22 protein-coding genes are annotated in these 22,939 nt (G+C 73.7%); 13 read left to right on the top strand and 9 right to left on the bottom strand.

Going from position 1 to position 22,939, the window contains the following annotated elements; genetic code table 11:
* Positions 1-59: 59 nt before the first annotated feature.
* Both IEZ04_RS01075 and IEZ04_RS01070 read right to left on the bottom strand, forming a co-directional pair.
* Positions 60-875, bottom strand: coding sequence for a rod shape-determining protein (locus tag IEZ04_RS01075; protein ID WP_373296232.1), 816 nt, complete (start codon positions 873-875; stop codon positions 60-62).
* Positions 862-1,191, bottom strand: coding sequence for a TraR/DksA family transcriptional regulator (locus IEZ04_RS01070; RefSeq protein WP_189214687.1), 330 nt, complete (start codon positions 1,189-1,191; stop codon positions 862-864). The genes IEZ04_RS01075 and IEZ04_RS01070 overlap by 14 nt, the downstream gene beginning before the upstream one ends.
* Positions 1,192-1,604: 413 nt before the next feature.
* Here IEZ04_RS01070 and IEZ04_RS01065 point away from each other — a divergent pair, with 413 nt between their 5' ends.
* The 5 genes from IEZ04_RS01065 (at position 1,605) to IEZ04_RS01045 (ending at position 6,921) form a co-directional block, all read left to right on the top strand.
* The gene (locus IEZ04_RS01065) at positions 1,605-2,681 is read left to right on the top strand and encodes a HAMP domain-containing sensor histidine kinase (protein WP_189215339.1); all 1,077 of its coding nucleotides are present in this window, start codon (positions 1,605-1,607) and stop codon (positions 2,679-2,681) included.
* A gap of 230 nt (positions 2,682-2,911) precedes the next feature.
* On the top strand, positions 2,912-3,619 hold the full coding sequence (locus tag IEZ04_RS01060; RefSeq protein WP_189214686.1) for a response regulator: 708 nt from the start codon (positions 2,912-2,914) through the stop codon (positions 3,617-3,619).
* Positions 3,620-3,689: 70 nt separating this feature from the next.
* Positions 3,690-4,097, top strand: coding sequence for a hypothetical protein (locus IEZ04_RS01055; RefSeq protein WP_189214685.1), 408 nt, complete (start codon positions 3,690-3,692; stop codon positions 4,095-4,097).
* Positions 4,098-4,167: 70 nt separating this feature from the next.
* Entirely contained in the window at positions 4,168-6,492 is a 2,325-nt protein-coding gene (gene secD / locus IEZ04_RS01050; protein ID WP_373296231.1) for a protein translocase subunit SecD, read from the top strand.
* 141 nt (positions 6,493-6,633) lie between these two features.
* Positions 6,634-6,921, top strand: coding sequence for a type II toxin-antitoxin system PemK/MazF family toxin (locus IEZ04_RS01045; protein ID WP_189214684.1), 288 nt, complete (start codon positions 6,634-6,636; stop codon positions 6,919-6,921).
* 76 nt (positions 6,922-6,997) lie between these two features.
* On the opposite strand, the gene IEZ04_RS01040 is transcribed toward IEZ04_RS01045, so the two are convergent.
* Positions 6,998-7,414 carry a RidA family protein gene (locus IEZ04_RS01040; RefSeq protein ID WP_189214683.1) on the bottom strand — a complete coding sequence of 139 codons (417 nt, stop codon included), beginning with the start codon at positions 7,412-7,414 and terminating at the stop codon, positions 6,998-7,000.
* A gap of 114 nt (positions 7,415-7,528) precedes the next feature.
* Between IEZ04_RS01040 and IEZ04_RS01035 the strand changes: the two genes are divergently transcribed.
* The 3 genes from IEZ04_RS01035 (at position 7,529) to IEZ04_RS01025 (ending at position 11,562) form a co-directional block, all read left to right on the top strand.
* On the top strand, positions 7,529-7,915 hold the full coding sequence (locus IEZ04_RS01035; RefSeq protein ID WP_189214682.1) for a winged helix-turn-helix transcriptional regulator: 387 nt from the start codon (positions 7,529-7,531) through the stop codon (positions 7,913-7,915).
* A gap of 131 nt (positions 7,916-8,046) precedes the next feature.
* Entirely contained in the window at positions 8,047-11,040 is a 2,994-nt protein-coding gene (gene afsR / locus IEZ04_RS01030; protein ID WP_189214681.1) for an SARP-family global regulator AfsR, read from the top strand.
* A gap of 276 nt (positions 11,041-11,316) precedes the next feature.
* A complete protein-coding gene (locus tag IEZ04_RS01025) occupies positions 11,317-11,562 on the top strand; it encodes a sigma-like protein (RefSeq protein WP_229820769.1) in 246 nt (81 codons plus the stop codon).
* A 125-nt stretch (positions 11,563-11,687) separates the two neighbouring features.
* Here IEZ04_RS01025 and afsK read toward each other — a convergent pair whose 3' ends face one another.
* On the bottom strand, positions 11,688-14,063 hold the full coding sequence (gene afsK / locus IEZ04_RS01020) for a protein serine/threonine kinase AfsK (RefSeq protein WP_189214680.1): 2,376 nt from the start codon (positions 14,061-14,063) through the stop codon (positions 11,688-11,690).
* Between the two features lie 209 nt (positions 14,064-14,272).
* The gene (kbpA, locus tag IEZ04_RS01015; RefSeq protein ID WP_189214679.1) at positions 14,273-15,061 is read right to left on the bottom strand and encodes an AfsK-binding protein KbpA; all 789 of its coding nucleotides are present in this window, start codon (positions 15,059-15,061) and stop codon (positions 14,273-14,275) included.
* 208 nt (positions 15,062-15,269) lie between these two features.
* Here kbpA and IEZ04_RS01010 point away from each other — a divergent pair, with 208 nt between their 5' ends.
* The 3 genes from IEZ04_RS01010 (at position 15,270) to IEZ04_RS01000 (ending at position 17,266) form a co-directional block, all read left to right on the top strand.
* Entirely contained in the window at positions 15,270-15,911 is a 642-nt protein-coding gene (locus IEZ04_RS01010) for a TetR family transcriptional regulator (protein ID WP_189214678.1), read from the top strand.
* A 185-nt stretch (positions 15,912-16,096) separates the two neighbouring features.
* Positions 16,097-16,531, top strand: coding sequence for a pyridoxamine 5'-phosphate oxidase family protein (locus IEZ04_RS01005; RefSeq protein WP_189214677.1), 435 nt, complete (start codon positions 16,097-16,099; stop codon positions 16,529-16,531).
* 51 nt (positions 16,532-16,582) lie between these two features.
* Positions 16,583-17,266, top strand: coding sequence for a pyridoxine/pyridoxamine 5'-phosphate oxidase (locus IEZ04_RS01000; protein ID WP_189214676.1), 684 nt, complete (start codon positions 16,583-16,585; stop codon positions 17,264-17,266).
* On the opposite strand, the gene IEZ04_RS00995 is transcribed toward IEZ04_RS01000, so the two are convergent.
* A complete protein-coding gene (locus tag IEZ04_RS00995; protein ID WP_189214675.1) occupies positions 17,244-17,951 on the bottom strand; it encodes a GNAT family N-acetyltransferase in 708 nt (235 codons plus the stop codon). The genes IEZ04_RS01000 and IEZ04_RS00995 overlap by 23 nt on opposite strands.
* A 180-nt stretch (positions 17,952-18,131) precedes the next feature.
* Between IEZ04_RS00995 and IEZ04_RS00990 the strand changes: the two genes are divergently transcribed.
* Positions 18,132-18,785, top strand: a complete 654-nt coding sequence (locus IEZ04_RS00990; RefSeq protein WP_189214674.1) for an isochorismatase family protein — start codon at positions 18,132-18,134, stop codon at positions 18,783-18,785.
* A gap of 87 nt (positions 18,786-18,872) precedes the next feature.
* Positions 18,873-20,108 (top strand): flavin-containing monooxygenase, encoded by a 1,236-nt coding sequence (locus tag IEZ04_RS00985; RefSeq protein ID WP_189214673.1) that lies wholly within the window; start codon positions 18,873-18,875, stop codon positions 20,106-20,108.
* A 449-nt stretch (positions 20,109-20,557) separates the two neighbouring features.
* Here the strand turns inward: IEZ04_RS00985 and IEZ04_RS00980 are convergent, their stop codons facing one another.
* The 3 genes from IEZ04_RS00980 to IEZ04_RS00970 form a co-directional block, all read right to left on the bottom strand.
* On the bottom strand, positions 20,558-21,037 hold the full coding sequence (locus tag IEZ04_RS00980; RefSeq protein ID WP_189214672.1) for an ATP-binding protein: 480 nt from the start codon (positions 21,035-21,037) through the stop codon (positions 20,558-20,560).
* A 467-nt stretch (positions 21,038-21,504) separates the two neighbouring features.
* The gene (locus IEZ04_RS00975; protein ID WP_189214671.1) at positions 21,505-22,017 is read right to left on the bottom strand and encodes an EF-hand domain-containing protein; all 513 of its coding nucleotides are present in this window, start codon (positions 22,015-22,017) and stop codon (positions 21,505-21,507) included.
* A 230-nt stretch (positions 22,018-22,247) separates the two neighbouring features.
* Positions 22,248-22,676: an STAS domain-containing protein gene (locus tag IEZ04_RS00970; RefSeq protein ID WP_189214670.1), complete on the bottom strand. Its 429-nt coding sequence runs from the start codon at positions 22,674-22,676 to the stop codon at positions 22,248-22,250.
* Positions 22,677-22,939 lie beyond the last annotated feature (263 nt).

Raw genomic sequence — 22,939 nt, 5'->3', positions numbered from 1 at the left:
GGCGGTCCGGGGGACGGGGCTCAGTGGGGCGGTGCGCCGGTACCGGGGCCGCCACCCGGCTAGGGCGTGCCCTTCGCCGAGGGGTGGACGTGCGCGGACCGCAGGATCTGGGCGGCGCCACGGACGGCGGCGGTGTGCGGCGCGGGCACGGCCCGCAGGGGGGCCTGTAGCCGGCTGACGATCCGGCGGGGCAGGTCGGGGCGCAGGGCACCGCCGCCGGCGAGCAGCACGCCCCGGCTCAACGCGTCGGCGGTGAGGCAGGTGCGGTCCTGCCGGAGCATCGAGGTGACGACGGCGCCGACCGCCTCGCTGATCTCCACGGAGGAGGCGGCGTACGGGAGGTCGGTGGTGCCAAGGGCGGTGCGGCGCGCGTCGAGGACGTCGCCGTCCAGGAGCAGCACCGCTTCGGTGAGGTGGGCGCCGATGTCCAGTACGAGCAGCGGGCGCGAGAGGTCGGCGTGGGCGGCCACGGCCACGGCGAGGGCGCCGGGGACGGTGAGGACGCTGCGCGGGCGCAGCACCTGTACGGCGGTGCGGGCCCGTTCGCGGAACATGGGGCCGTCCAGTACGGGTGTGGTGACCGCCACCAGCGGGCGGGACAGCAGGGGCAGGCGGTGCCCGAGCAGCCGTTCCAGCATCCGGGCCGTACCCGGTACGTCGACGATGGTGCCGCGCTGGACGGGGTACACCACTCCGGCGCCCGAGAAGGTGACCGTGGGCACGTCCAGGATCGTCCCGCGGCCGGCGATCCACGCGCGGGTGCGGACGCTGCCCAGGTCGAGGGCGATGCCGCTGCCCGGCCGGACCGACGGCCGGGGCAGGGCGGCGGACGAGGACCCACGGACACGCGCACGGGCGCTCTCAGGCGGCGGCACGGCTCTGGCAGGGAACGCAGTACCGGGTGTACGGGAGGATCTCCAGGCGTTCCGGAGGTACGGGCTCCGAGCAGCCGAGACAGGTCCCGTAGGTGCCGGCGTCGACGCGGGCGAACGCCTCGTCGATCTCCGTGAGCACCCGCTGGATGGCGTCGCGCTGCACGGACAGCAGGTCGTCGTCCGCGCTGTGGCCGCCGGCGTCGAGGGCCCGCAACTGCTCCATGCGGCTGTCGCGGGCGTGTTCCAGGCGCCGGCGGGTCTCGCGGACGGCCGTCGGCCGGGGGCGGGGGGCGGTTCGGGAGGCGTCGAGCGACACGGTTCGGTCCTTCCATCGGTCATCGGGGCGTGGTGCACATGACGGAGGCCGTCCGGTGCGGCGGGGTACGGCACACGGAGCCGTACCCCGCCGCACCGGACGGCCGGGTCACCGACAACCCTGGTCGGTCCGGTGGGCGGAGGGAATCGGGCGCGGGCCCCATTCGGGCGGAACGCGGTGACCAACCGGCGTCAGGCGGCGCCGATACGCCGTGGGTGGGCCGGGTTGCGGAAATGGGGAGCGGGCTCCATCGACCGCGCGCGGGAGGCGGTGCAGGCTGGGTGACGAGCCTCGGGCGTGACCTGAGAACTGCGGTTCCCGCCCGAGGCGCGCGATGACCGACAGTGGAGCTCCCACCCTGTCGGGTCGCTGAAGGAGGCGTTTCCCCGGTGTCGCTGTCCGTGTCGGCGTCCGTGTCGCTGTTCTGGCGGATCTTCGGGCTCAACGCGGTGGTGCTGGGCACCGCCACGGCCCTGCTGCTGTGGGCGCCGGTGACCGTGTCCGTGCCGATCCTGCTGACCGAGGCGGTCATCCTGGTGGGCGGCCTGGCGGTGATGCTCGTCGCCAACGGCGCCCTGCTGCGCTTCGGCCTGTCCCCGCTGGACCGGCTGACCCGGCTGATGAGCACCGTCGACCTGCTCCGGCCCGGTCAGCGGCTGCCGGTGCCCGGTGTGGGCAGCGGGCGCGAGATCAGCGAGCTGATCTCCGCCTTCAACGCCATGCTCGACCGGCTGGAGCACGAACGCGCCACCGCGAGCGGCCGGGTCCTGCTGGCCCAGGAGGCGGAGCGCCGCCGTATCGCGCAGGAACTGCACGACGAGGTCGGGCAGGGCATGACCGCGATTCTGCTGGTGCTCAAGCGCGCCGCGGACGACGCGCCCGAACCGCTGCGCCAGGAGCTGCAGCAGGCGCAGGAGATCACCCGGGAGAGCCTGGACGAGGTCCGCCGGCTGGTGCGCCGGCTGCGGCCCGGCGTCCTCGACGACCTGGGACTGGTCAGCGCGCTGACCGCGCTCACCACGGAGTACGCCACCCACACCGGGCTGCGGGTGCGGCGCCGCTTCGACGCCGGCCTGCCCGCCCTGGACCCGGAGACCGAACTCGTCCTGTACCGGGTGGCCCAGGAGAGCCTGACCAACGTGGCCCGCCACGCGGACGCCGAGCACGTCGAGGTGTGCCTGCGCCGCACCGGTGAGGCGGTGGTGCTCGAGATCGGCGACGACGGCCGCGGCATCGAGGCCGTCGGCGAGGGCGCCGGCATCCGCGGCATGCGCGAGCGGGCCCTGCTCGCCGGCGCGGACCTGGACATCACCTCCGCACCCGGTGCCGGCACCCGCATCCGCCTGACCACCCGGGTCCCGGGGAAGACCGCCGCCGGTCCCGGGAGCACCGGGAGCACCCTTATTGGTCCCGGTCCCGGTGCCGGTGCCGGTGCCGGTGCCGGTCCCGGTCCCGGTCCCGGTCCCGAGGGCACCCTCATCCGTACCTAGAGCACCCTCATCGGTCTCAGGAGCACCCTCATCGAGTCCGAGAGCACCCTCTCGGATCCGGAACGCCCACAAACAATTCCGGGAAACCCCGCCACCGATCCCGGCAGAATCCTCATCGGTCCCGGGAGAACCGCCACCGGTCCCGAAACAGCCGCCACCGGTCCCGCGAAGACCGCGACCGACCACCGACACCGATCACCGATCACCGATCACAGAAAGCAGCCCCGACCATGCCCAATCCGCTGTTGCCCGAGCCCGACACGCCCTGGCCGCCCTCCCCGGCCGCCCCGGCGCCGATCCGCATCCTGCTCGCCGACGACCACACACTCGTCCGTCGGGGAGTGCGGCTGATCCTGGACCGGGAGCCCGACCTCCAGGTGGTCGCCGAGGCCGGGGACGGCGCCGAGGCCGTCGAGACGGCCCGGAAGGCGGACATCGACCTCGCCGTCCTGGACATCTCCATGCCCCGCCTGACCGGCCTGCAGGCCACCCGTGAGCTGGCCGCGCTGCGACCGGGCCTGCGCATCCTGATGCTGACCATGCACGACAACGAGCAGTACCTGTTCCAGGCGCTGCGAGCCGGGGCCTGCGGCTACGTGCTGAAGTCGGTGGCCGACCGCGACCTGGTCGCCGCCTGCCGGGCCACCATGCGCGACGAGCCGTTCCTCTATCCCGGCGCGGTCACCGCCCTGATCCGCAGCTACCTGGACCGGGGCCGGCACGGCGGGGAGGGCGTCCATCCCCTTCTGACGCCGCGGGAGGAGCAGGTCCTCAAGCTCGTCGCCGAGGGTCACTCCTCCAAGGAGATCGCCGACATCCTCTTCATCAGCATCAAGACCGTCCAGCGGCACCGCGCCAACCTCCTGCACAAACTCGGCATGCGCGACCGGCTGGAACTGACCCGGTACGCCATCCGCGCCGGTCTCATCGAAGCCTGACGGTCCGCCCCAGCCCTCTCCCGCCCGACGTCCGCCGCATTCCGAGCGCCTCTCACGAAAGGGACGGTGCATGCGCCCAGCACCCCACGCCGTCCCCACCGGCGGTCGCCGGCTCGCCGCCGCGTTCACCACGCTGCTCGCCGTACTGCTCACGCTGGTGCCCACGGCCGGTCCGCACACCGTCACCGCCGGTCCGCTGCCCGCCGCGGCCGCCACGGCCCCCGCGGCGCACCCCCTGGGCGACACCGACCGTCACGCGGACGACGCGGGCGCCACCGCCCAGCCGAGGGCCGTCCGCCACGATCACCTCGGTGAGCGCCCCTCCCCGGCGGACCACCACGCCACCACCGCCTCCCACGGACCCGCCGTCCCGGCCGCCGGTGCGCGGACCCCGCCGCCGGACGCGCTCCCGGCCGTCTCCCCCGGCCGTACGGCGCACGACCGTGGCCGGGCACCTCCGGCACCTCCTGGCACCTGAAGCGACCCGTCCCTGTTCTTCATCCCGTCGCGGCCGCGAGCCGCTGCCGCGGCATGCCTGCCGGAGGTCTGTGTTGAAACGCCGGAACCGTTCCTCGCGCATACGTGCGCTGCTCGCCCTCGCGGTGCTCGCCGCATCGCTCGCCATCGCCCTCACCACACCGGTCCGCCTCGGACTCGATCTGCGCGGCGGCACCCAGATCGTGCTGGAGACCCGCTCGACCGCCACCACCGAAGCCGACCGCGCGGCCACCGAGCGCACCCTCGAAGTGCTGCGCGGCCGCATCGACGCCCTCGGCGTCGCCGAACCGACCCTCGTCCGCTCCGGCGACCACCGCATCATCGTCGAGCTGCCCGGCGTGCAGGACCCGGAGCAGGCCGCCGACGTGCTGGGCCGCACCGCGCAGCTCACCGTCCACGCGGTGCTCGGCACGGCCGGCTCCACCGAACCCACCGGTGGTACCGGCTCCTCCGCCCCTGCCGGGGAGCGCGTCCTCGCGGACGAGTCCGGGCAGCCGCTGCGGCTGGCGGCCGCCGGCCTGACCGGGCAGGACGTCGAGGGCGCCGACGCCCGCTTCGACCAGCAGGGCGGCGCCGGATGGCACGTCACCGTCGACTTCACCGGCACCGGGAGCGACCGCTGGACCGAGCTGACCGCACAGGCGGCGTGCCATGCGGCCGGCGACCCCCGGCGCCGTATCGCCATCGTCCTCGACGACAAGATCATCTCCTCGCCGCAGGTCGACCCCTCCGTCGTCTGCGGGGCGGGCATCCCGGGCGGCACCACCCAGATCACCGGTTCCTTCGACGACGCCGAGGCCCGCGAGCTGGCGCTGCTCGTCTCCGGTGGCGCGCTGCCCGTACCGGTCGAGACCGTCGAGCAGCGCACCGTCGGCGCCACCCTCGGCGACACGGCCATCTCCGCCGCGGCCTGGGCCGCGGTCATCGGCACCGTGCTGACCGCGCTGTTCGTCATCGCCGTCTACCGGCTCATGGGGCTGCTCGCCACGGTCGCGCTGGCCTGCTACGGCCTGATCTCCTACGCCGCCCTGGCCGCGCTCGGCGCGACGCTGACCCTGCCCGGTCTCGCCGGGTTCGTCCTGGCGATCGGCATGGCCGTGGACGCCAACGTCCTGGTCTTCGAACGGGCGCGCGAGGAGTACACCGCCCGCAGCCGGCCCAGTCCCCGCACCGCCCTCGCGGGCGGGTTCCGCGGCGCCTTGAGCGCCATCGCCGACTCCAACATCACCACACTGATCGCCGCCGCCCTGCTGTTCCTCCTCGCCTCCGGGCCGGTCCGCGGCTTCGGCGTCACGCTCGGCATCGGCGTCCTCGCCTCCATGATCAGCGCCCTGGTGATCACCCGGGTGCTCGCCGAGTACGCGGCGGACCGCCCCGCCGTCCACCGCCGACCCCGCCTCACCGGCATCGCGGGCAGCGGCTGGGTCCGCACCCGGCTGCTGCGCCGCGACCCGTTCCTGATGCGCCGCCCCCGCCGCTGGCTGGCCGCCTCCGCGGCCGTCCTCGTGCTGGCCGCCTCCGGCATCCTCGTCCGCGGCCTCGACTACGGCATCGAGTTCACCGGCGGCCGCCTCGTCGAGTACGCCACCGGCACCCCCGTCGACCCCGACCGGGCCCGCACCGCCCTCGCCGACGCCGGGCTCGACCGCGCGGTCGTCCAGTCCTCCGGCGACGGCGACACCCGGATCACGGTGCGCGCCGAGAAGCTGACCGACGACCAGGTGGCCACCGTCACCGAGACCATCGGCGACCTCGGCGGCGGAACGGAGAAGGTCCGCAACGAGCTGATCGGCCCCAGCATGGGGGACGAGCTGCGCCGCAACGCCCTCGTCGCGCTCGGTCTCGCCCTCGGCGCCCAGCTGCTGTACCTCGCGGTCCGCTTCCGCTGGACGTTCGCCACCGCGGCCGTCGGCGCGCTGGCCCACGACGTGATCATCCTCGTCGGTGTCTTCGCCTGGCTCGGCAAGCCGGTCGACGGCGTCTTCCTGGCCGCCCTGCTCACCGTCATCGGCTACTCGGTCAACGACTCCGTCGTCGTCTTCGACCGCATCCGCGAACTCCTCGGCCGGGACCGCGCCACCCCGCTGCCGCGCCTGACGAACCAGGCGCTCCTGCAGACCCTGCCCCGCACGGTCAACACCGGCATGGGCGCGGCCCTCATCCTCACCGCCCTCGTCGTCCTCGCCGACGACACGCTCACCGACTTCGCCCTCGCCCTGCTCATCGGTCTGGCCGTCGGCACGTACTCCTCCGTCTTCACCGCGGCTCCGCTCACCGTGGAACTGCACGCGCGACGACGGCGAGCACCGCGGCCACCGCGCCCCGGCCGGCGACGACCGGACTCCGCGGACACCTCGCTCCCCCGCGTCCGGTGACCCGGGCGTCCTGAGGCCGTTCGGCGCCGGGCGCTGCCGCTCGTGGGCACCCGGCGCCTTCTCCTCCCGGAGTAACAGGGGCACGTCCTCCCGTCCCGGTCGGCGGCCCGAACGGCACTGGCGGGCCGGTGCAGCGCGGCCATGTCCACGAGCCGTCCTTCGCCGGAGACCCGGGAACACGTCCCCGCGATCTCGTCCGACGCGCTGAACGCCCAGAACGGGACCGCCACGTGCGTCCTGATCCGTCCGCAGCGAGTGCGCGAGGCGACGCCGGCCGGCATTCCCGTCGCCGCTCCGTCCTCCGGCACCATCGTGCTCGGCGCATTCCGGTCCCTGTCCTCCTCCCGGTTCGCCGAAGACCTCGGGCCGGTGGACGAACGCGTCGTGGAGGCTGTCGCGATCGGCCTGCGGGCCGTCTTCGACCTGTAGCGCCGCTCACGTCACCCCGGTCGCCCCCCGGACCGTGGTGAATGGACCGGGGCGAAGAAGAAGCGGAAGCACCCGCTCACCCGATCACCGCCGTGGCCTCCACCTCCACCAGGTGCTCCGGGACATCGAGCATCACCACGCCCACCAGCGTCACCGGCGGGACCGGGGTGGTGCCGATCCTCGCGGCCGCCCGGTTGATGCCCTCCCAGATCAGGGGCAGCTTCTCGGGGGCCCAGTCGACGACGTAGAAGTTGAGCTTCACCACGTCGTCGAAGGAGCCGCCGGCCGCCGTCAGCGCCGTGTTGATGTGCAGGTAGCACTGCTCCACCTGGCCGGCCAGGTCGCCCTCGGCGATCGGGGCCAGGTCGGTGTCCCAGGAGACCTGCCCGGCGACGTGGACCAGCTTCGAACCGGCCGTGAGCGGTGCGATCGACACCTGGCGGTAGCCGTCGATCTCGGGCAGTCCGGCGGGGTTCGTCATGGTGATGGCCATGCTGTTCTCCTCCTCAGTCCCACAGAGCCTCGTGCTCTCTTGTGGTTACTCGGGAACCGTAGGAGAGTGTGCGCTGACATGGAAGAACGCACTTTTCGGTGACTGGGGAACCGTATGGAAACCAAGCAGTTCACGGGCGGACCGACCGATCCGGCCGATCTGCGACGCGCCGACTCCCTGGCGCGGGAGATCTTCTCCGACGTCGCCAACAAGTGGGCGTTGCTGATCATCGAGATGCTCGGCGACCGCACCCTGCGCTTCAGCGAGCTGCGCGACGGGGTCGAGGGCATCAGCCACAAGATGCTCACCCAGAACCTGCGCATGCTGGAGCGCAACGGCCTGGTCGAGCGGACCGTGCACCCCACCGTGCCGCCGAGGGTCGAGTACACGCTCACCGGGCCGGGCCGGGCCCTGCGGACGACGGTCGACGTCATGTGCGAGTGGACGCACCGGAACCTCGCCCACATCGAGGTCTCCCGCCGCCGCTTCGACGACGTCTGACGCGTGCGAAGAGCGTGTGCAGACCTTGTGCCGTCCCGTGCGGCGGGCCGCGATCGGTACCCCCCACGGCTGACGCACCGCCGGTCCACAAGGCAGACTGGCGTAGTTGTCAGGGACGCTAGGGGGCGACGATGGCGGACGTGGAACCGCGAGTGCCGGAACAGCGGAGTTCCGAGGACTTCGCGGCCCTGCGCTTCGGCGTGCTGGGGCCGGTGCGCGCCTGGCGCGGCGCCGAGCTTTTGCCCACCGGCTCCCCGCAGCAGCGCGCCCTGCTGGCCGCCCTGCTGCTCCGGGAGGGCCGTACGGCCACGGCGGGCGAGCTGATCGACGCGCTGTGGGGCGACGATCCCCCGTCCCAGGCGCTGGCCACGGTCCGTACGTACGCCTCCCGGCTGCGCAAGCTCTTCGGTACGGACATCCTGCTCAGCGAGTCGGGCGGGTACGCGATCCGGATGCCGCGCGGCAGCGGCGCGCTCGACCTGTCCGCCGCCCAGGAACTCGCGGCCGACGCCGAGAAGGCGAGGAGCGGCGGTGATGTGCGCCAGGCGCGCGCCCTGCTGAACAAGGCGCTGAACCTGTGGGACGGGGAGGTGCTCGCCAATCTCCCGGGGCCGTACATGGAGACGCAGCGGGCCCGGCTGGCGGAGTGGCGGCTGCAACTCCTGGAGAGCCGGCTGGAGATGGACCTGGAGCAGGGCGGCCACGCGGAGGCGGTCTCCGAGCTGACGGCCCTGACGGCGGCGCACCCGCTGCGGGAGCGGCTGCGGGAACTGCTGATGCTGGCGCTGTACCGCAGCGGCCGGCGGGCCGAGGCGCTCGCCGTGTACGCGGACACGCGCCGGCTGCTCGCCGACGAGCTGGGCGTGGATCCCCGGCCCGGCCTCAGCGATCTGCAACAGCGCATCCTGCGGGCCGACCCCGCGCTGACGGAGCCGTCGGCGCCGCCGGTCCCCGAGGAGGCCGCCGCCGCACCCGTCAGGCCGGCCCAGCTCCCCGCCACGGTCCCGGACTTCACCGGGCGGGCCTCCTTCGTCGCCGAGCTGAGCGACGTCCTCACGGCGGCGTCCGGGGAGGGCGGCCGGGTGATGGCCGTGTCGGCGCTGGCCGGCATCGGCGGCGTGGGCAAGACGACCCTGGCCGTGCACGTCGCGCACCAGGCGCGGGCCGCCTTCCCGGACGGGCAGCTGTACGTGGACCTCCAGGGCGCGGGCGCCCGCGCGGCGGAGCCCGAGACGGTGCTCGGCGCGTTCCTGCGCGCCCTGGGCACGGCGGACTCCGCGATCCCGGACACCCTGGAGGAGCGTGCCGCGCTGTACCGCTCGGTGCTGGACGGCCGCCGGGTGCTGGTGCTGCTGGACAACGCGCGCGACGCGGCGCAGGTACGGCCCCTGCTGCCGGGCACGGCGGGCTGCGCGGCCCTGGTGACGGCCCGGGTGCGGATGGTGGACCTGGCGGGCGCCCATCTGGTCGACCTGGATGTCATGTCCCCTGAAGAAGCGCTGCTGCTCTTCACCCGGATCGTGGGCGAGGAGCGGGTGGCCGCGGAGCGGGAGGCCGCGCTGGACGTGGTGGCCGCGTGCGGGTTCCTGCCGCTCGCGATCCGGATCGCCGCGTCCCGGCTGGCGGCGCGCCGCACGTGGACGGTGTCGGTGCTGGCGGCCAAGCTGGCGGACGAGCGGCGCCGGCTGGACGAGCTGCAGGCCGGCGACCTGGCGGTGAAGGCCACGTTCGAGCTGGGCTACGGGCAGCTGGAGCCCGCGCAGGCGCGCGCGTTCCGGCTGCTGGGGCTGGCCGACGGCCCGGACATGTCCCTCGCCGCGGCCGCCGCCGTACTGGACCTGCCCGAGGACGAGACCGAGGACCTGCTGGAGTCCCTGGTCGACACCTCGCTGCTGGAGTCCGCCTCGCCGGGCCGCTACCGGTACCACGACCTGGTGCGGCTGTACGCGCGCGCGTGCGCGGAGCGGGACGAGCAGCCGCCGGGCGTGGGGGCACCTCCCACGCCTTCCGAGCAGTGGGGGAGGGCCGCGGCGATGTCCCGCCTGCTGGACTTCTACCTGGCCACGGCGGCCGGCGTGTACGCGATCGAGCGCCCCGGGGACCGGCTGGTGGACCAGCTGGAGCCGACGGAGCACCCCGGGCTGGTTTTCGCGGAGGGGTCCGCCGCCCTGGACTGGCTGTACAGCGAGGCGGCCCCGCTGCTGGCGTGCGTACGGCAGTCGGCGGGGTCGGACCGGCTGCGGCGCGGGGTGGACCTGCTGTGGGCGGCGAAGGACCTGACCGAGTCGGGCGCCGACTCGCACCAGTACGAGACGACGGCGAGCGCGATGTGCGAGGCCGCGCGGAAGGCCGGGGACGCGCGCGCGGAGGGCAGGGCGCGGACGACGCTCACCAACGTGCTCCTCGTCTCCGGCCGTATCGCGCAGGCGGCCGAGCAGGCGCGGCTGGCCATGGAGCTGGCGGAGTCCGCGGGGGACGCGCACGCCGTCAGCTGGGTCGCCAACGACCGGTGCATCATCTCGCTGCACCAGGGGCGGTACGCGGACGGCGAGGTCTTCGCGGAGCAGGCGATCGAGGGCTACCGCGCGGCGGGCAACAGCCCCGGCGAGGCCGTCGCCCTGTGCAACCTCTCGCGCGCCCACCTGGGCATGGGCAACACCGTCAAGGCGGTGGCGATCGCGCAGCGCGCCCTCGCCGTTCAGACGGCGATCGGCCGGACGATGCGGCTGGCCAGCGGTCACTTCACGCTGGGTGTCGCGCTCACCCGGGCCGGCCGGCTGTCCGAGGCGCTCGGGCAGTTCAACGACGCGCTCTGCATCTTCGGGGACCACCGGCAGCGGCTCTGGGAGGGGACGACCCACTTCCGTATCGCCGAGGTGCATCTGGCCGCCCACCGCCCGGCACCGGCCGCGCAGCACGCGGAGCAGGCGCTGGCCCTGGGCTGTATCGGCGGTGACCGCATGCGGGGCACCGTCCTCACGCTCCTCGGCCGGGCGCTGTCCGCGCTGGGGCAGGCGGACCGGGCCCGGGCCTGCTGGCGCGACGCGCTCGGTCTCTACGAGCAGTGCGGCGCCGCGGAGGCCGACGAGGTCCGCGCGCTGCTGGCACCCGTCACGGCGGCCTGAGCAACCAGCCGGTACCGGACGGCGTCTCACCCACCGGTGTGCCCGCGCACCGGCGTGTCCGGGGCCGGTTGTGGACGTTCAGCATTCGTTTATCTCGGTCCGGCATGCTCTTCTCCATCGCACCGTCGCGTCGGGGGGCAGACGGTGTGACCAGGGGCCCGGTCGGTCGAACACCGATCGGCTCCGGACGCCCGTCCAGCGACCCTCGGGGGAGTCTCTGGGCGGGCGTTCTGCACCACCGCCCCGCTGCACCACCTAACGGGAGGAAGCAAGGCCATGAGCGAGAACAAGAACGTGGACACCGCCCCGCTCGACGAGAGTGTCATGTCCACGACGCCCGCGGACGGCGAGACCTTCACCACGCTCGACAACGTGATGCCCGCGCCGCCGAAGGACGGGGGCACCGCCAAGCCGCAGGACAACGTCATGCCGAGCGGTCCGGCCGCGGAGTCCGTCGGGCCCGTCGAGACCAAGGACAACGTCATGCCCGCCCCGCCCGCTCTCGGCCTGGGCAACAGGTAACGACCACAGGACCACCACCCCGGCGGGGACCGGCCGCGGCGGCGCGGGAACAGGGGGAGCCGCCGCGGCCGAGGCTCAGCGACAGGGGGCCGGGCACACGCCCGGCCCCCTGTCGCTGTACGGACTCACGCCGTCCGCGCCGTCCCCGTCCCCTTCTCCGCGTCCAGCGCGTACACGCAGCGGTCCTTGCTGCACGCGTACACGACGCCGTCCCGGACGACCGGGGAGCCGGTGATCTCGCCGCCGGTGGCCAGCTTCCAGCGCAGCCGGCCGTCGTCGGCCTTCAGCGTGTACAGCAGGTGGTCGGTCGAGCCGAAGTGGATGCGGCCCTCGGCGACCACCGGGGCGCCCACGATGTCGCCGCCCGCCTGGAACCGCCACTTCGGGGTGCCCGTGACCGCGTCCAGGGTGTAGAGGCCCTTGCCGCTGCCCACGTGGACGTGGCCCGCGGCCACCAGCACCGAGTCGATCGAGGAGCGGGCCTCGGTGGCGATGCGCCAGCGGTCGCGGCCGTCGGCCGCGTCGAGGGCGTACACCGTGCCCAGGTAGTCCGTCAGGTAGACACCGCCGCCGGTGACCGCCGGGCCCGGCGCGAAGGTCGGCGCGCACAGGAACACCGCCGGCGCCTCGAAGTGCCAGCGCACGTGCCCGCCCGCCACGTCGATGGCGAGGACCCGCGACCCCGCCGACACGTACACGTGCCCGTCCGGCGCGGGCGTCAGCCGCAGCGGGACGCCGCCGCAGGAGGCCGCGTCGCCGATCGGGTACGACCACCGCTCGTCACCCGTACGGGCCTCCAGGGCGCGCAGCCGGGCATCCTTCCAGACGTACACCGTGCCGTCGTGGACGACGGGGCCTGCCTCCGGGGACTCGAAGTCGGTCTGCGCGCCGGTGAGCTCCCACAGCTTCTGCCCGTTGGACGCCTCCCATGCCTGGATGCCGCCGCCGCGGGTGCCGGTGACGACGGTGCCGCGGTCGGCCTTGAGGGAGTACACCCAGGCGTCCACCGACAGCCGCCACAGGTCGGTGCCCTCGCGGGCGTCCAGGGCGAACAGGGTGGGCCCGTCGGACGCGTGGATACGGCCGTCGGCGACCGCCATCGACCAGGCCACGTCGCGGGTCTTGAAGCGGCGGCGGCCGGTGGCCACGTCGAGCGCGTGCACCTCGAAGGAGGTGACGTAGACCAGGTCGTCGGCGACCGTGGGGGTGCCCCACACGTCGTTCGACATGCGGAACCGCCACGGGCGCCAGCCGGACGGCGCCTCCGGCGGCATGGGCGGCGGGGGCGGGACGCCGGGCACGGCCGGTGCCGCGTCCGCGCCGTTCACCCCGGCGCGGGGGCGCGACCAGGAGGCCGCGAGGCCCGCCTCGGGCGGGGGCGCCTGCACCGCGGCGGCGCGGGCGTCCGCGACGCGCGGCCCGGGGCCGATGGGCACCTGCGCGCCCGCGAGCCGCACCGGCCCGCCGTCGTGCGCGCCGACCGGTACCGGGGCCGGGGCGTACGAGGGCGGGGGCGGAGGCGCGGGCACGGGGGCGGCGGGCGCGGGGCCGGGGCCTCCCGCGCTGCGCGCGCCGGCGCCGCCGCCCTGGGTCCGCGCCGCCGGGCGTCCGCCGCGGCGGGCCTCGATGAGGGAGACCGCCTTCTCGGGCAGCCACGCGGACGCCGTACCGCTGTCGTCGGAGCCGGAGCCGAACAGGTGGGGCGCGAGCTGGGCCTGGAGGTCGGCCGGGTTGGGGCGGTTGACCGGGTCCATCTGCATGCAGGACTCGATCAGCGGCCGCAGTTCGTCCGGCAGCCCGGTGAGGTCCGGGCCCTCCCGGAGCAGCATGAACACGGTCTCGACGGGGTTGGCGCCGTGGAAGGGCGCGTGCCCGGTCGCCGCGAAGACCAGCATCGAGCCGAGGGAGAACACGTCACTGGCGCCGGTGACGCTGCGCGAGTCCTTCGCCTGTTCGGGCGACATGTAGGCGGGGGTGCCGACGGCGACGTTCGTCATGGTCAGCCGGGTGTTGGAGACACCGGAGGCGATACCGAAGTCGATGACGCGCGGGCCGTCCTCGACCACCAGCACATTGGACGGCTTGAGGTCCCGGTGGACGAGGCCCGCGCCGTGGATGGACTGGAGGGCCTCGGCGACGCCCGCCGCGAACCAGCGCACGGCCTGGGCGGGCAGTGGCCCGCACTCGTTCACTATCTCCTCGAGCGAGGGCGCGGGCACGTACGCGGTCGCCAGCCACGGCACGGCGGCGCGCGGATCGGCGTCCACCACCGCCGCCGTGTAGAACCCGGACACCGCGCGGGCCGCCTCGACCTCGCGGGTGAACCGCACCCGGAACAACTGGTCCTCGGCGAGTTCCGTTCTGACGGTCTTGATCGCCACGCGCCGGCCCGACGCCGACCGCGCCAGATAGACCAGCCCCATACCGCCGGCACCCAGCCGTCCCAGCACCTCGAACGGCCCGATCCGCCGCGGATCGTGCTGCGTCAGCTGATCCACCACTTGCCCTGCCACCTCCCCGTACGGGCCGCGTCGCCCTCGAATGCCCGCGACCCCGTGCAGCGTCTCACCACGGCACCGCCGTGGCGGCACGCACCCCGATTCTTCCTTCCTGGGCCACCTGGTGCGAACCCGGTGACATATCGGGGTGTCTCAGGACAAACCCATGGTTTACGGTCCCGAAGCGCGCCGCGAGTGCGTCCCTCGGCACCTCACGGAGCGCTGGTACGACCCTGCCAGTCCCGCTGGAGCAACGCGAACGACGCCCCCTGGTCGTCCGTGACGACGGCCACCCGCCCGTAGGACGCCCCGAACGGCAGCGCCCGGACCCGTCCCCCGAGGCGCTCCACGGTCCCCAGCGCCTCGCCGAGGTCCGTCACGGCGAAGTGGACGAGGAAGTGGGGCGGCATCTCGGGCGGGAACACCTCGGAGAGGGCGGCGCGGCCGAAGTCCGGGGCGGCGCCGGGCCCGAAGAGGGCGTCGTGGAAGACGTACCCGTAGAAGGACTCGGCGACGTTGACGTCCCGGGCGTACAGCTGCGCCCAGGTGAAGGAGCCGGGGAGGTGGCGGCGGCCGAAGCCGCAGCGGGTGCCGGGCTGCCACAGCGCGAAGACGGCCCCTTCGGGGTCGGTGGCCAGGGCCGCGGCGCCGAGGGTGCCGACCGGGGTGGGCGGGGTGATCACCTGCCCGCCGGCCGCGCGGATCCGCCCGACCAGGGCGGCGATGTCCGGGGTGGTGAAGTGGACGGTCCACACCGTCGGCAGCCGCCCGTCCGCCTTGGGCGCCAGCCCGGCGACGGCCTCGCCGCCCAGGAAGGCCCCCACGGATGGCCCCTGCCGGCCGTGGGCCCCCCGTGCGTCGTGCGCCTCGGGCACCTCGTGGAAGTCCCACCCGAAGAGCCCGCCGTAGAACCGCTTGCCCGCCTCGACGTCGGAGAGCTGGGCGTCGACCCAGCAGGGGACGCCCTCCCCGTACGCAACGGCTGCCGCGGTTTCGGCCATGCGGCCAAGCTAGACGGGTTCGCCGTGACGTGCGCGGCGGAAGTGGTCCGTCCGGGCCCCCGGGAGAGGAGGATGCGGGAGCGGCGGGAGCGAAAGAATCACGCCATTCGACAGCACCCCTGATCCCGTGAACCCCTTGGTGGAAGCCGTGGTCCCCATTTGCAGTCGGCCGAATAGCGCTCAGATCACCCCTCGGTAAGCTGACGGCATGACAGGACAAGTACGTACCGTCGACGGCCGCGTGGCGGGCCGGCGCGGGCAGGCGACGCGGCAGAAACTGCTCGACTGCCTCAGCGAGATGCTCAGCTCGTCCCCGTACCGGGACGTCAAGGTCATCGACGTCGCCCGGAAGGCGGGCACTTCGCCCGCGACGTTCTACCAGTACTTCCCGGACGTCGAAGGCGCCGTCCTGGAGCTCGCCGAGCAAATGGCGGCGGAGGGCGCCGGGTTGTCCGAGGTGCTGGAGGAGGGCTCCTGGGTCGGCCGGGCCGGCTGGCGGACCGCGCAGGACCTCGTCGAGGGCTTCCTGGACTTCTGGCGGCGCAACGACGCGCTCCTCCGCGTCGTCGACCTGGGCGCCGCCGAGGGCGACAAGCGCTTCGCGAAGATCCGTGCGAAGATCCTCAGCTCCGTGACGGGCTCCCTCGCCGCCACGATCACCGAACTCCAGTCCAAGGGCAGGATCGACAAGGACGTCAAGCCGGCGGCCGTCGCCGGCGCCCTCGTCGCGATGCTCGCCTCGGTGGCCTCCCACCAGAAGAGCTTCCAGGGCGTCAAGCCCGCCGAACTCAAGCCGAACCTGGCCCTCCTGGTCCACCTCGGCGTCACGGGGAGGAAGCCCACCAGGTAACACGACCGGCGCCGTGCGGGCGCTCCCCGGCTCACGTCCTGTCATGCGGGCGGCGGTCCACCGATGCGAGTGGACCGCCGCCCGCGGCGTTTCCCGGGGCCCGGAATACCGGGCGGCGCGGCCGTCGCTGACCGGAGCGGACGAAGGCGTCCGCTCCGTACCTCGTACCTCCGGAGGAGGCCGAGATGGCACTGACCCGCGAAGAGCGAGAGACGTTCCTGGCCGAGCCGCACACCGCCGCGCTCGCGGTGGACGCCGGGGCGGGGAGGGCCCCGCTGACCGTGCCGGTCTGGTACCAGTACACGCCCGGTGGCGACGTGTGGATCCTGACCGGGCGGGACTCCCGCAAGAACCGGCTGATCGGCGCGGCGGGCCGGTTCGCCCTGCTGGTGGACCGGACCGAGCCCACCGCCCGGTACGTGTCGGTCGAGGGCCCCGTCGTCGGCACGGTCCCCGCGACCGCCGAGCACGTCCGGGAGATCACGTCCCGCTACCTGCCGGCCGACCGGGTCGACCGTTTCGTGGACTACTCCCTGGCGCACCACGGCGAGCAGGTGATCGTCCGCATGCGGCCCGAGCGCTGGGTGTCGTCCGACCTCGGTTCGCTGCCGGACGTGTGAGACGGGTGGCGCGCGGGGCGGCCGTGCGCCGGATCGCGTGACAATCGGGGCATGAGCAACGACAGCGACAGCGACACCGGTCTCGCCGCACTGCTGCGGTCCCTTCGGGTGTGGGACCCGGAGGTCACGGAACTGCCCCGCTTCGATCCGGACACGGCCCCCGCGCAGCCGCTGCCGCTGTTCCGGCGCTGGTTCGCGGAGGTCGCGGCGGCCGGGCAGCCCGAGCCGCACACCATGTCCCTCGCCACGGCGGACGCGGACGGCACCCCGGACGTACGGACGGTCGTGCTGCACGGCGCCGACGAGGACGGCTGGCACTTCGCCTCGCACGCGGACAGCCGGAAGGGACGGCAGCTCACGGCCCGGCCGTACGCCGCACTCGGTTTCTACTGGCCGGTGCTGGGACGCCAGGTGCGGGTGCGGGGCCCGGTGCGGACCGCGTCCGCCGAGGCCGCCCACGCCGACCTGCACGCCCGCTCCACCGGGGCGCTGGCCGCCGCGCTCGTGGGCCGGCAGAGCGACGCGCTGCCCTCGTACGCGGAGCTGGAGCGCGCCTCGGCGGACGCCTGGGACCGTGCCCGGCGCGAGCCGGACGCGGCGGTGCCCTCCTGGACGGTGTACGTGCTCCGGCCGGACGAGGTCGAGTTCTTCCAGGGGGACGAACGGCGGCGGCACGTGCGGCTGGCGTACCGGCGCCGGGCGGAGGGCTGGCTCAGGGAGCTGCTGTGGCCGTGACGGGCTCCGGGTCCGTGGCGAGGCGCGCGTGCAGGTGGACGTCGCGGAACGCGTCGTGCCGGCCTGCGTCGAACATCGCGCCGCGCAGCGTGCCCTCGTAGGGGAACCCGCAGCGCTCCGCGATGCGGCAGGAGGCCTCGTGCCCGAGGGCGTGGCCCAGTTCGAGACGGTGCAGGCCCAGCCCGTCGAAGGCGTGGCGGGCGGCCAGCCGGAGCGCACGGCCCGCGGCACCGCGCCCCCGGGCCTCGGGCAGGATCCAGTAGCCGACGACGGCGACCCGCATGAAGGGGTCGATCTTGTTGATGCCGATGTGCCCGAGCCGGGTGCCGCTCCCCTCCTCCGTGACGCAGAACGAGACGCTCTGCCCCTCCTCGTCCCACTCGGCCCGCAGCCGCAGCGACTCCCGGGCGTCCTCGATGTCGTCGACCGGCTTCAGGGGCGTGTTCCACCGCTTGAACTCCGGGTCGGACACCCCTCGCAGCCACGCCTCGACGTCGGCCTCGGACTCCGGGTCCCACGGGCGCAACAGCAGCCCGTGCCCGCGCAGCTCGCGCGGAGGAAGCGAGGAGGACGAGGAAGGCGAGGACGGCGAGGACGGCGAGGAAGGTGAGGAAGGTGAGGAGCCCGAGGGGGAAGCCGGTGGAACGGGCGGCTGGGACGGGAACTTGTCTTCGAGGTCGGCCATCGGCCCATTGAAACCCGTACGAAACCTCACCCCGTCACCGGGGCCGCGGAACAGGGACGGAGCGAGGGAATGTCACGGAGGTCCGAGATGGTATACAACGCCCCGTGAGGTTCCGTGACGAGCCACTTCGACCGGAATGCCGCCTGGCTGCGGCCGGTCCGCGTTGCTACTACGGACGGCATGTACCGACAGCTCCCCGTGATCACCCCTTATCCCATGCCCGGCCCGCACCAACTCCCCGTCAACATCGCCTCCTGGGAGCCCGAACCGCACCGCGCCGCACTCCTCATCCACGACATGCAGCGCTACTTCCTCACGTCCTACCCCGCCGGGCGGCCGCCCCTGACCGACATGCTGGCCAACACCCTCGTCCTGCGCACCGTGAGCGACCGCACCGGCATCCCCGTCGTGTACACCGCCCAGCCCGGGGGCACTCCGGCGGAACAGCGGGGGCTGCTCACCGACTTCTGGGGTCCGGGGGTACCCGCGGGCGGCGAGCACCACGCCATCCACCACGACCTCGCTCCGCGCCCCGGTGACACCGTCATCACCAAGCTCCGCTACAGCGCCTTCCACCGCACCCCCCTCCTGGACCTCCTCCGCGCCCTCGGCCGCGATCAGATCCTGCTGTGCGGCGTCTACACCCACATCGGCATCCTGCACACCGCCCTGGACGCGTTCGCCCACACCGTGCAGCCCTTCCTGGTCGCCGACGCCACCGCCGACTTCACCCAGCGGTTCCACACCGACGCCCTGGAGCACGCCGCCGGCTGCTGCGCGGTCGTCACCACCACCGACCGCATACGCGCCCGCCTGCCCCATCTGCCCGCGTGACGCGACGGCCGGCCCCGTGATCAATCCGCAACCGATTCCGCGCTCGACCGAGACCCACCGGAAGCGGGCGTCCCTACGCTCGGCGTCATGGCCGACACCACAGCGTCCACCGGCTCCACCCCCACCACGGCTTCGCCCGCGGCCCCTTCCGCACCGCTTCGCCCCGACCGTCCCGTGTACGTCGTCGGCGGCGGCCCGGGCGGGCTGTCCGTGGCGTACGCCCTGCGGGCCCGCGGCGTACGGGCCGTCGTGCTGGAGCGGTCCGACCGGGTCGGCGCGTCCTGGCGGCGGCACTACGACCGGCTGCGGCTGCACACCACCCGGCGGCTGTCGTCGCTGCCGGGGCTGCGGATGCCGCGCCGGTTCGGGCGCTGGGTGTCGCGCGCCGACATGGTGCGCTATCTGGAGAAGTACGCGGAGCACCACCAGCTGGAGATCGTCACCGGGGTCGAGGTGTCCCGCGTGGAGCGGGCTCCCGACGGCGGCGGCTGGCTGCTGCGCGCCAGCGGCGGCCGCGAACTGCTGGGCAGCGCGGTCGTCGTCGCCACCGGCCACAACCACACGCCCCGCCTGCCCGACTGGCCCGGCCGCGACACGTACACCGGCGAGCTGCTGCACGCGCGGGAGTACCGCACCGCCGCGCCCTACGCCGGCCGTGACGTCCTGGTCGTCGGCGCGGGCAACACCGGTGCCGAGATAGCCGTCGACCTGGCTGAGGGCGGCGCCGAGCGGGTACGGCTCGCCGTGCGCACCCCGCCGCACATCGTGCGCCGTTCCACGGCCGGCTGGCCGTCCCAGTTCACGGCCATCGCCGTACGGCGGCTGCCCGTGTTCCTCGTCGACCTCCTCGCCAGGGCGGTCTGCCGGATCAGCGTCCCGGACCTGTCCGCCCACGGGCTGCCCCGCCCCTCCGCCGGGCTCTACTCCCGGGTGCGCGCGGGCGCCATCCCCGTCCAGGACGTCGGCATCGTCGACGCCGTACGGCGGGGGCGGGTCGAGGTCGTGGCGGCGGTGGAGGGCTTCGAGGGCGGCACGGTGCTCCTCGCGGACGGCGGGCGCGCCGAGCCCGACAGCGTGATCGCCGCCACCGGTTACCGGCGCGGCCTCGAGGACGTCGTCGGCCACCTCGGCGTGCTCGACGGGCGCGGCAGACCGATTCCGCGCGGCGCCCGCACCCTGAAGCACGCCCCCGGCCTGTACTTCACCGGTTTCACCAATCCCATCAGCGGCATGCTCCGTGAACTCGCCGCCGACGCCCGGAAGATCGCGAGGAGGATCGACCGCAAGGGCACGGGGGTGGAACGGATCCGCGCCCGGGCGTGAACCCTCGGGCGTGAGCCGCCGGGGGTGAACCGCACGGCGGCCGACGGTCGCGAGAAGTTGTCCACAGCCTGTGGAGGAAGTTCCGGTTGGCGGCGCGCCGCTGCCCGCCCCGAGCGCGGCACCGCGCGCCGCCATCCGGCTCCGGCACACTCACCCGCTCCCCGGAGATCCGCCGCGGCGGGTCGTCCGTCCCTGTGGGAGCCGGCGCCGGTCACGACCCACACTCGTCGAGGGCCCCCGTCACCGGAACCCTCGGCGTCCCCTCACGGCGAATCGCTGAACACAAGCGTGATCAAACGGACACGACACGTCAACACCCCGGCGGCGATATGCCGGTTAAGGACCTGTTCATGACGGCGCGTACGGGAGCATTCCCCGGCGCACCCGACCGCGCACGGGCCCGGGAGTGCGCGGCCCCGGGAGCGCGCGAGCCCGGGGTGCACGGGGACCTACACGGCCTCGTACGTCAGCCCCTGGTACGCCACCGCGGCGGCGACGGGGGCCGCGGCGTGCTCCGGTCCGGGGGCGCACCGGTCGAGTTCGCACCAGATGCGCTTGCCGACGCCCTCGGCGTTCCACCCCCAGCGGTCGGCGAGCCCCTCGACGAGGGACAGGCCGCGCCCGTTCGTGTCGTCGCTCTCCGCGCAGCGCGGCACCGGGGGCCGGTCGCAGGCGTCGGCCACCTCCAGGCGGACGGTCCCCGCGGCACCGCCGGGCGGCTCCCGCAGCAGCAGCCGGAGCACGGCCGGACAGCCGGTGTGCACCACGGCGTTGGTGACCAGTTCGGACACGAGCAAGATCAGCGTCTCGGCCAGCGACTCGTCGGCCTCTATCCCGGAACCGGCCAGCCGGGAACGGGCCCACTTACGGGCGCGCCCCACCTCCGCGGGGTCGGGCCCGACCTCCAGCTGCACTTGAAGCACCTGCACCGCTCACACCATCCGAACCGGCGGACACATCGCCTCGGGCCTGGACAAGGCCACGATCGTGGTCGTCTTCTGATCGGCCACCGTCTCCGTGGCCCGTACCGTACGGGGATCACCCAGCGTGATCTCCATCGTCTCCAGCATGGTTGACGCAGAGTCACGCCAACAAGCGCTTCGGGCATATTCCAGCGCGAAGGAGTACGCCTGCGGCATACTGTGCGACGCTCGCGACGGCGAGTCGAACAGGGGGGTGCACGCCCGTTCCCACCTCGGTGAGCCGCGCACGCCGGCGGGATCCGGGGGCCGCCTCGGGGGCAACACCGGGACGGCTCGGCCACGGATGCACGCGCATTTCACACAAGGTACCGGAGCGGAATGCCGACTCCGGGTTGTGACGAGTCACACTCAGGACACAACCCGGTGTCAACGCTCGGTGATGTGCGGGAGTTCGATGCCGGACGGTGCCGCGGTCACTCCGGAACCGTGAAGTAGCGCGCGAACGCCGTCACGATCTCCCGCTCGCCCACCTTGCCGTCGGCGTCGGTGTCGAGGCGCGCGGCGGCGGCACCGGCGGCCTCCTCGGGCACGCCGAGGGCTCTGAGCACCCGGACGGTGTCCTCGACCGTGGCCGAGCCGTCGCCGTCGGCGTCCGCGACGGCGAGCGCCGCGTGCAGAAAGGGGCGGGCGATCTCGGCGAACCGGTCGGGGTTGTCGCGCAGCCGCTTCACCGCGCCGTTCACGAACTCGTCCCGGGTGATGCGCTGGTCGCCGTCCCGGTCCGCTATGCCCGCCATGCCCTGCCAGAACGCCTCTGCGCCGCTGTACAGGGCCTGGCCCCTGTCGGACCGGGGCGTGGTGGCGAACTCCACGAGGACGGCCTTCGCGGCCGCGCTGAAGTCCTCCCGGTCGATCCAGCCGTTGCCGTCCTGGTCGAAGGTGGCGAACCGGGCGGCGATCCTGCGCTCGTACTCGGTGCTGACCATGTCTGTTCGGGCCCGCCTTACGTCGTCACGTGGGGTGTCTCGCACGGAGCGTACGACGTCTGCGCAGGTACGGGAGGGGGAAAGCGACGGAAAGCGACGGCTGTGCCAGGACTGGTGATTCCGCGACAACACTCCCGCGCACGTGTGGAGCCGCATGCGTGGAGCCGCCTGCGTGGAGCCGCACGTGTGGAGCCGCCTGCGTGGAGCCGCATGTGTGGAGCCGGGGTGCGTCACGCCGAGAGGGGTCCGGCCTCCTCGTCGTCGTCCGGGTCCGCGGCGACGGCCGAGGCCACGTCAGGGTGCACCTCGAAGAGGCGCCGGACGCCGAGGGCGCCGAGGACGCGGTTGACGTGCGCACCCTGCGCGCGTCCGGTGGAGCCCGGGCCGCGAACGCCCATGGGCGTTCTCTCGGGCGGCAGGATCAGGCGCAGCCGGCCCTGGCAGGACCGTATGAGGCGGCGGGTGGCGATCAGCACGCCGACGCCGCTTGAGTCGCAGAAGACGACCCCCGACAGATCGAGGACCAGACTGCGGCGCCCGTCGGCCACGGCGTCGTGCACCCGCTGGCGCAGCACCGGGGACGTCACCAGATCCATCTCGCCCGACACCTGGAGCACGGCCCACTTCCCGCGCTGCCCGTCGGTCACCTTGAGCGTCACCGCCCCGCCTCTCCGTCGCCCGCCACCGAGGGATCCCGGATCCGGCACTCCCGAACCGGAAAACGGAAGACGCCATTTCGCTTCTTCCTGCGCCGCTGCCCCACCGTGATCCCCATGAAACACCGACCGCTGGCCGAAAGTATGGGCCAAGACTAGCCATTTCGGGCCTGAGCAGTCCCTTCCGATCCAAAGCAGTCACGCGTGCTCGATATCAGGCGGGGTAAGCGCTGTCTCGTACGTGAAGAGGGACAAAGAGAACCTCT

It is taken from the genome of Streptomyces ruber (genome assembly GCF_014648075.1).
GTDB classification, from domain to species: domain Bacteria; phylum Actinomycetota; class Actinomycetes; order Streptomycetales; family Streptomycetaceae; genus Streptomyces; species Streptomyces ruber.
This window is presented reverse-complemented; position numbering and strand designations above follow the sequence as displayed.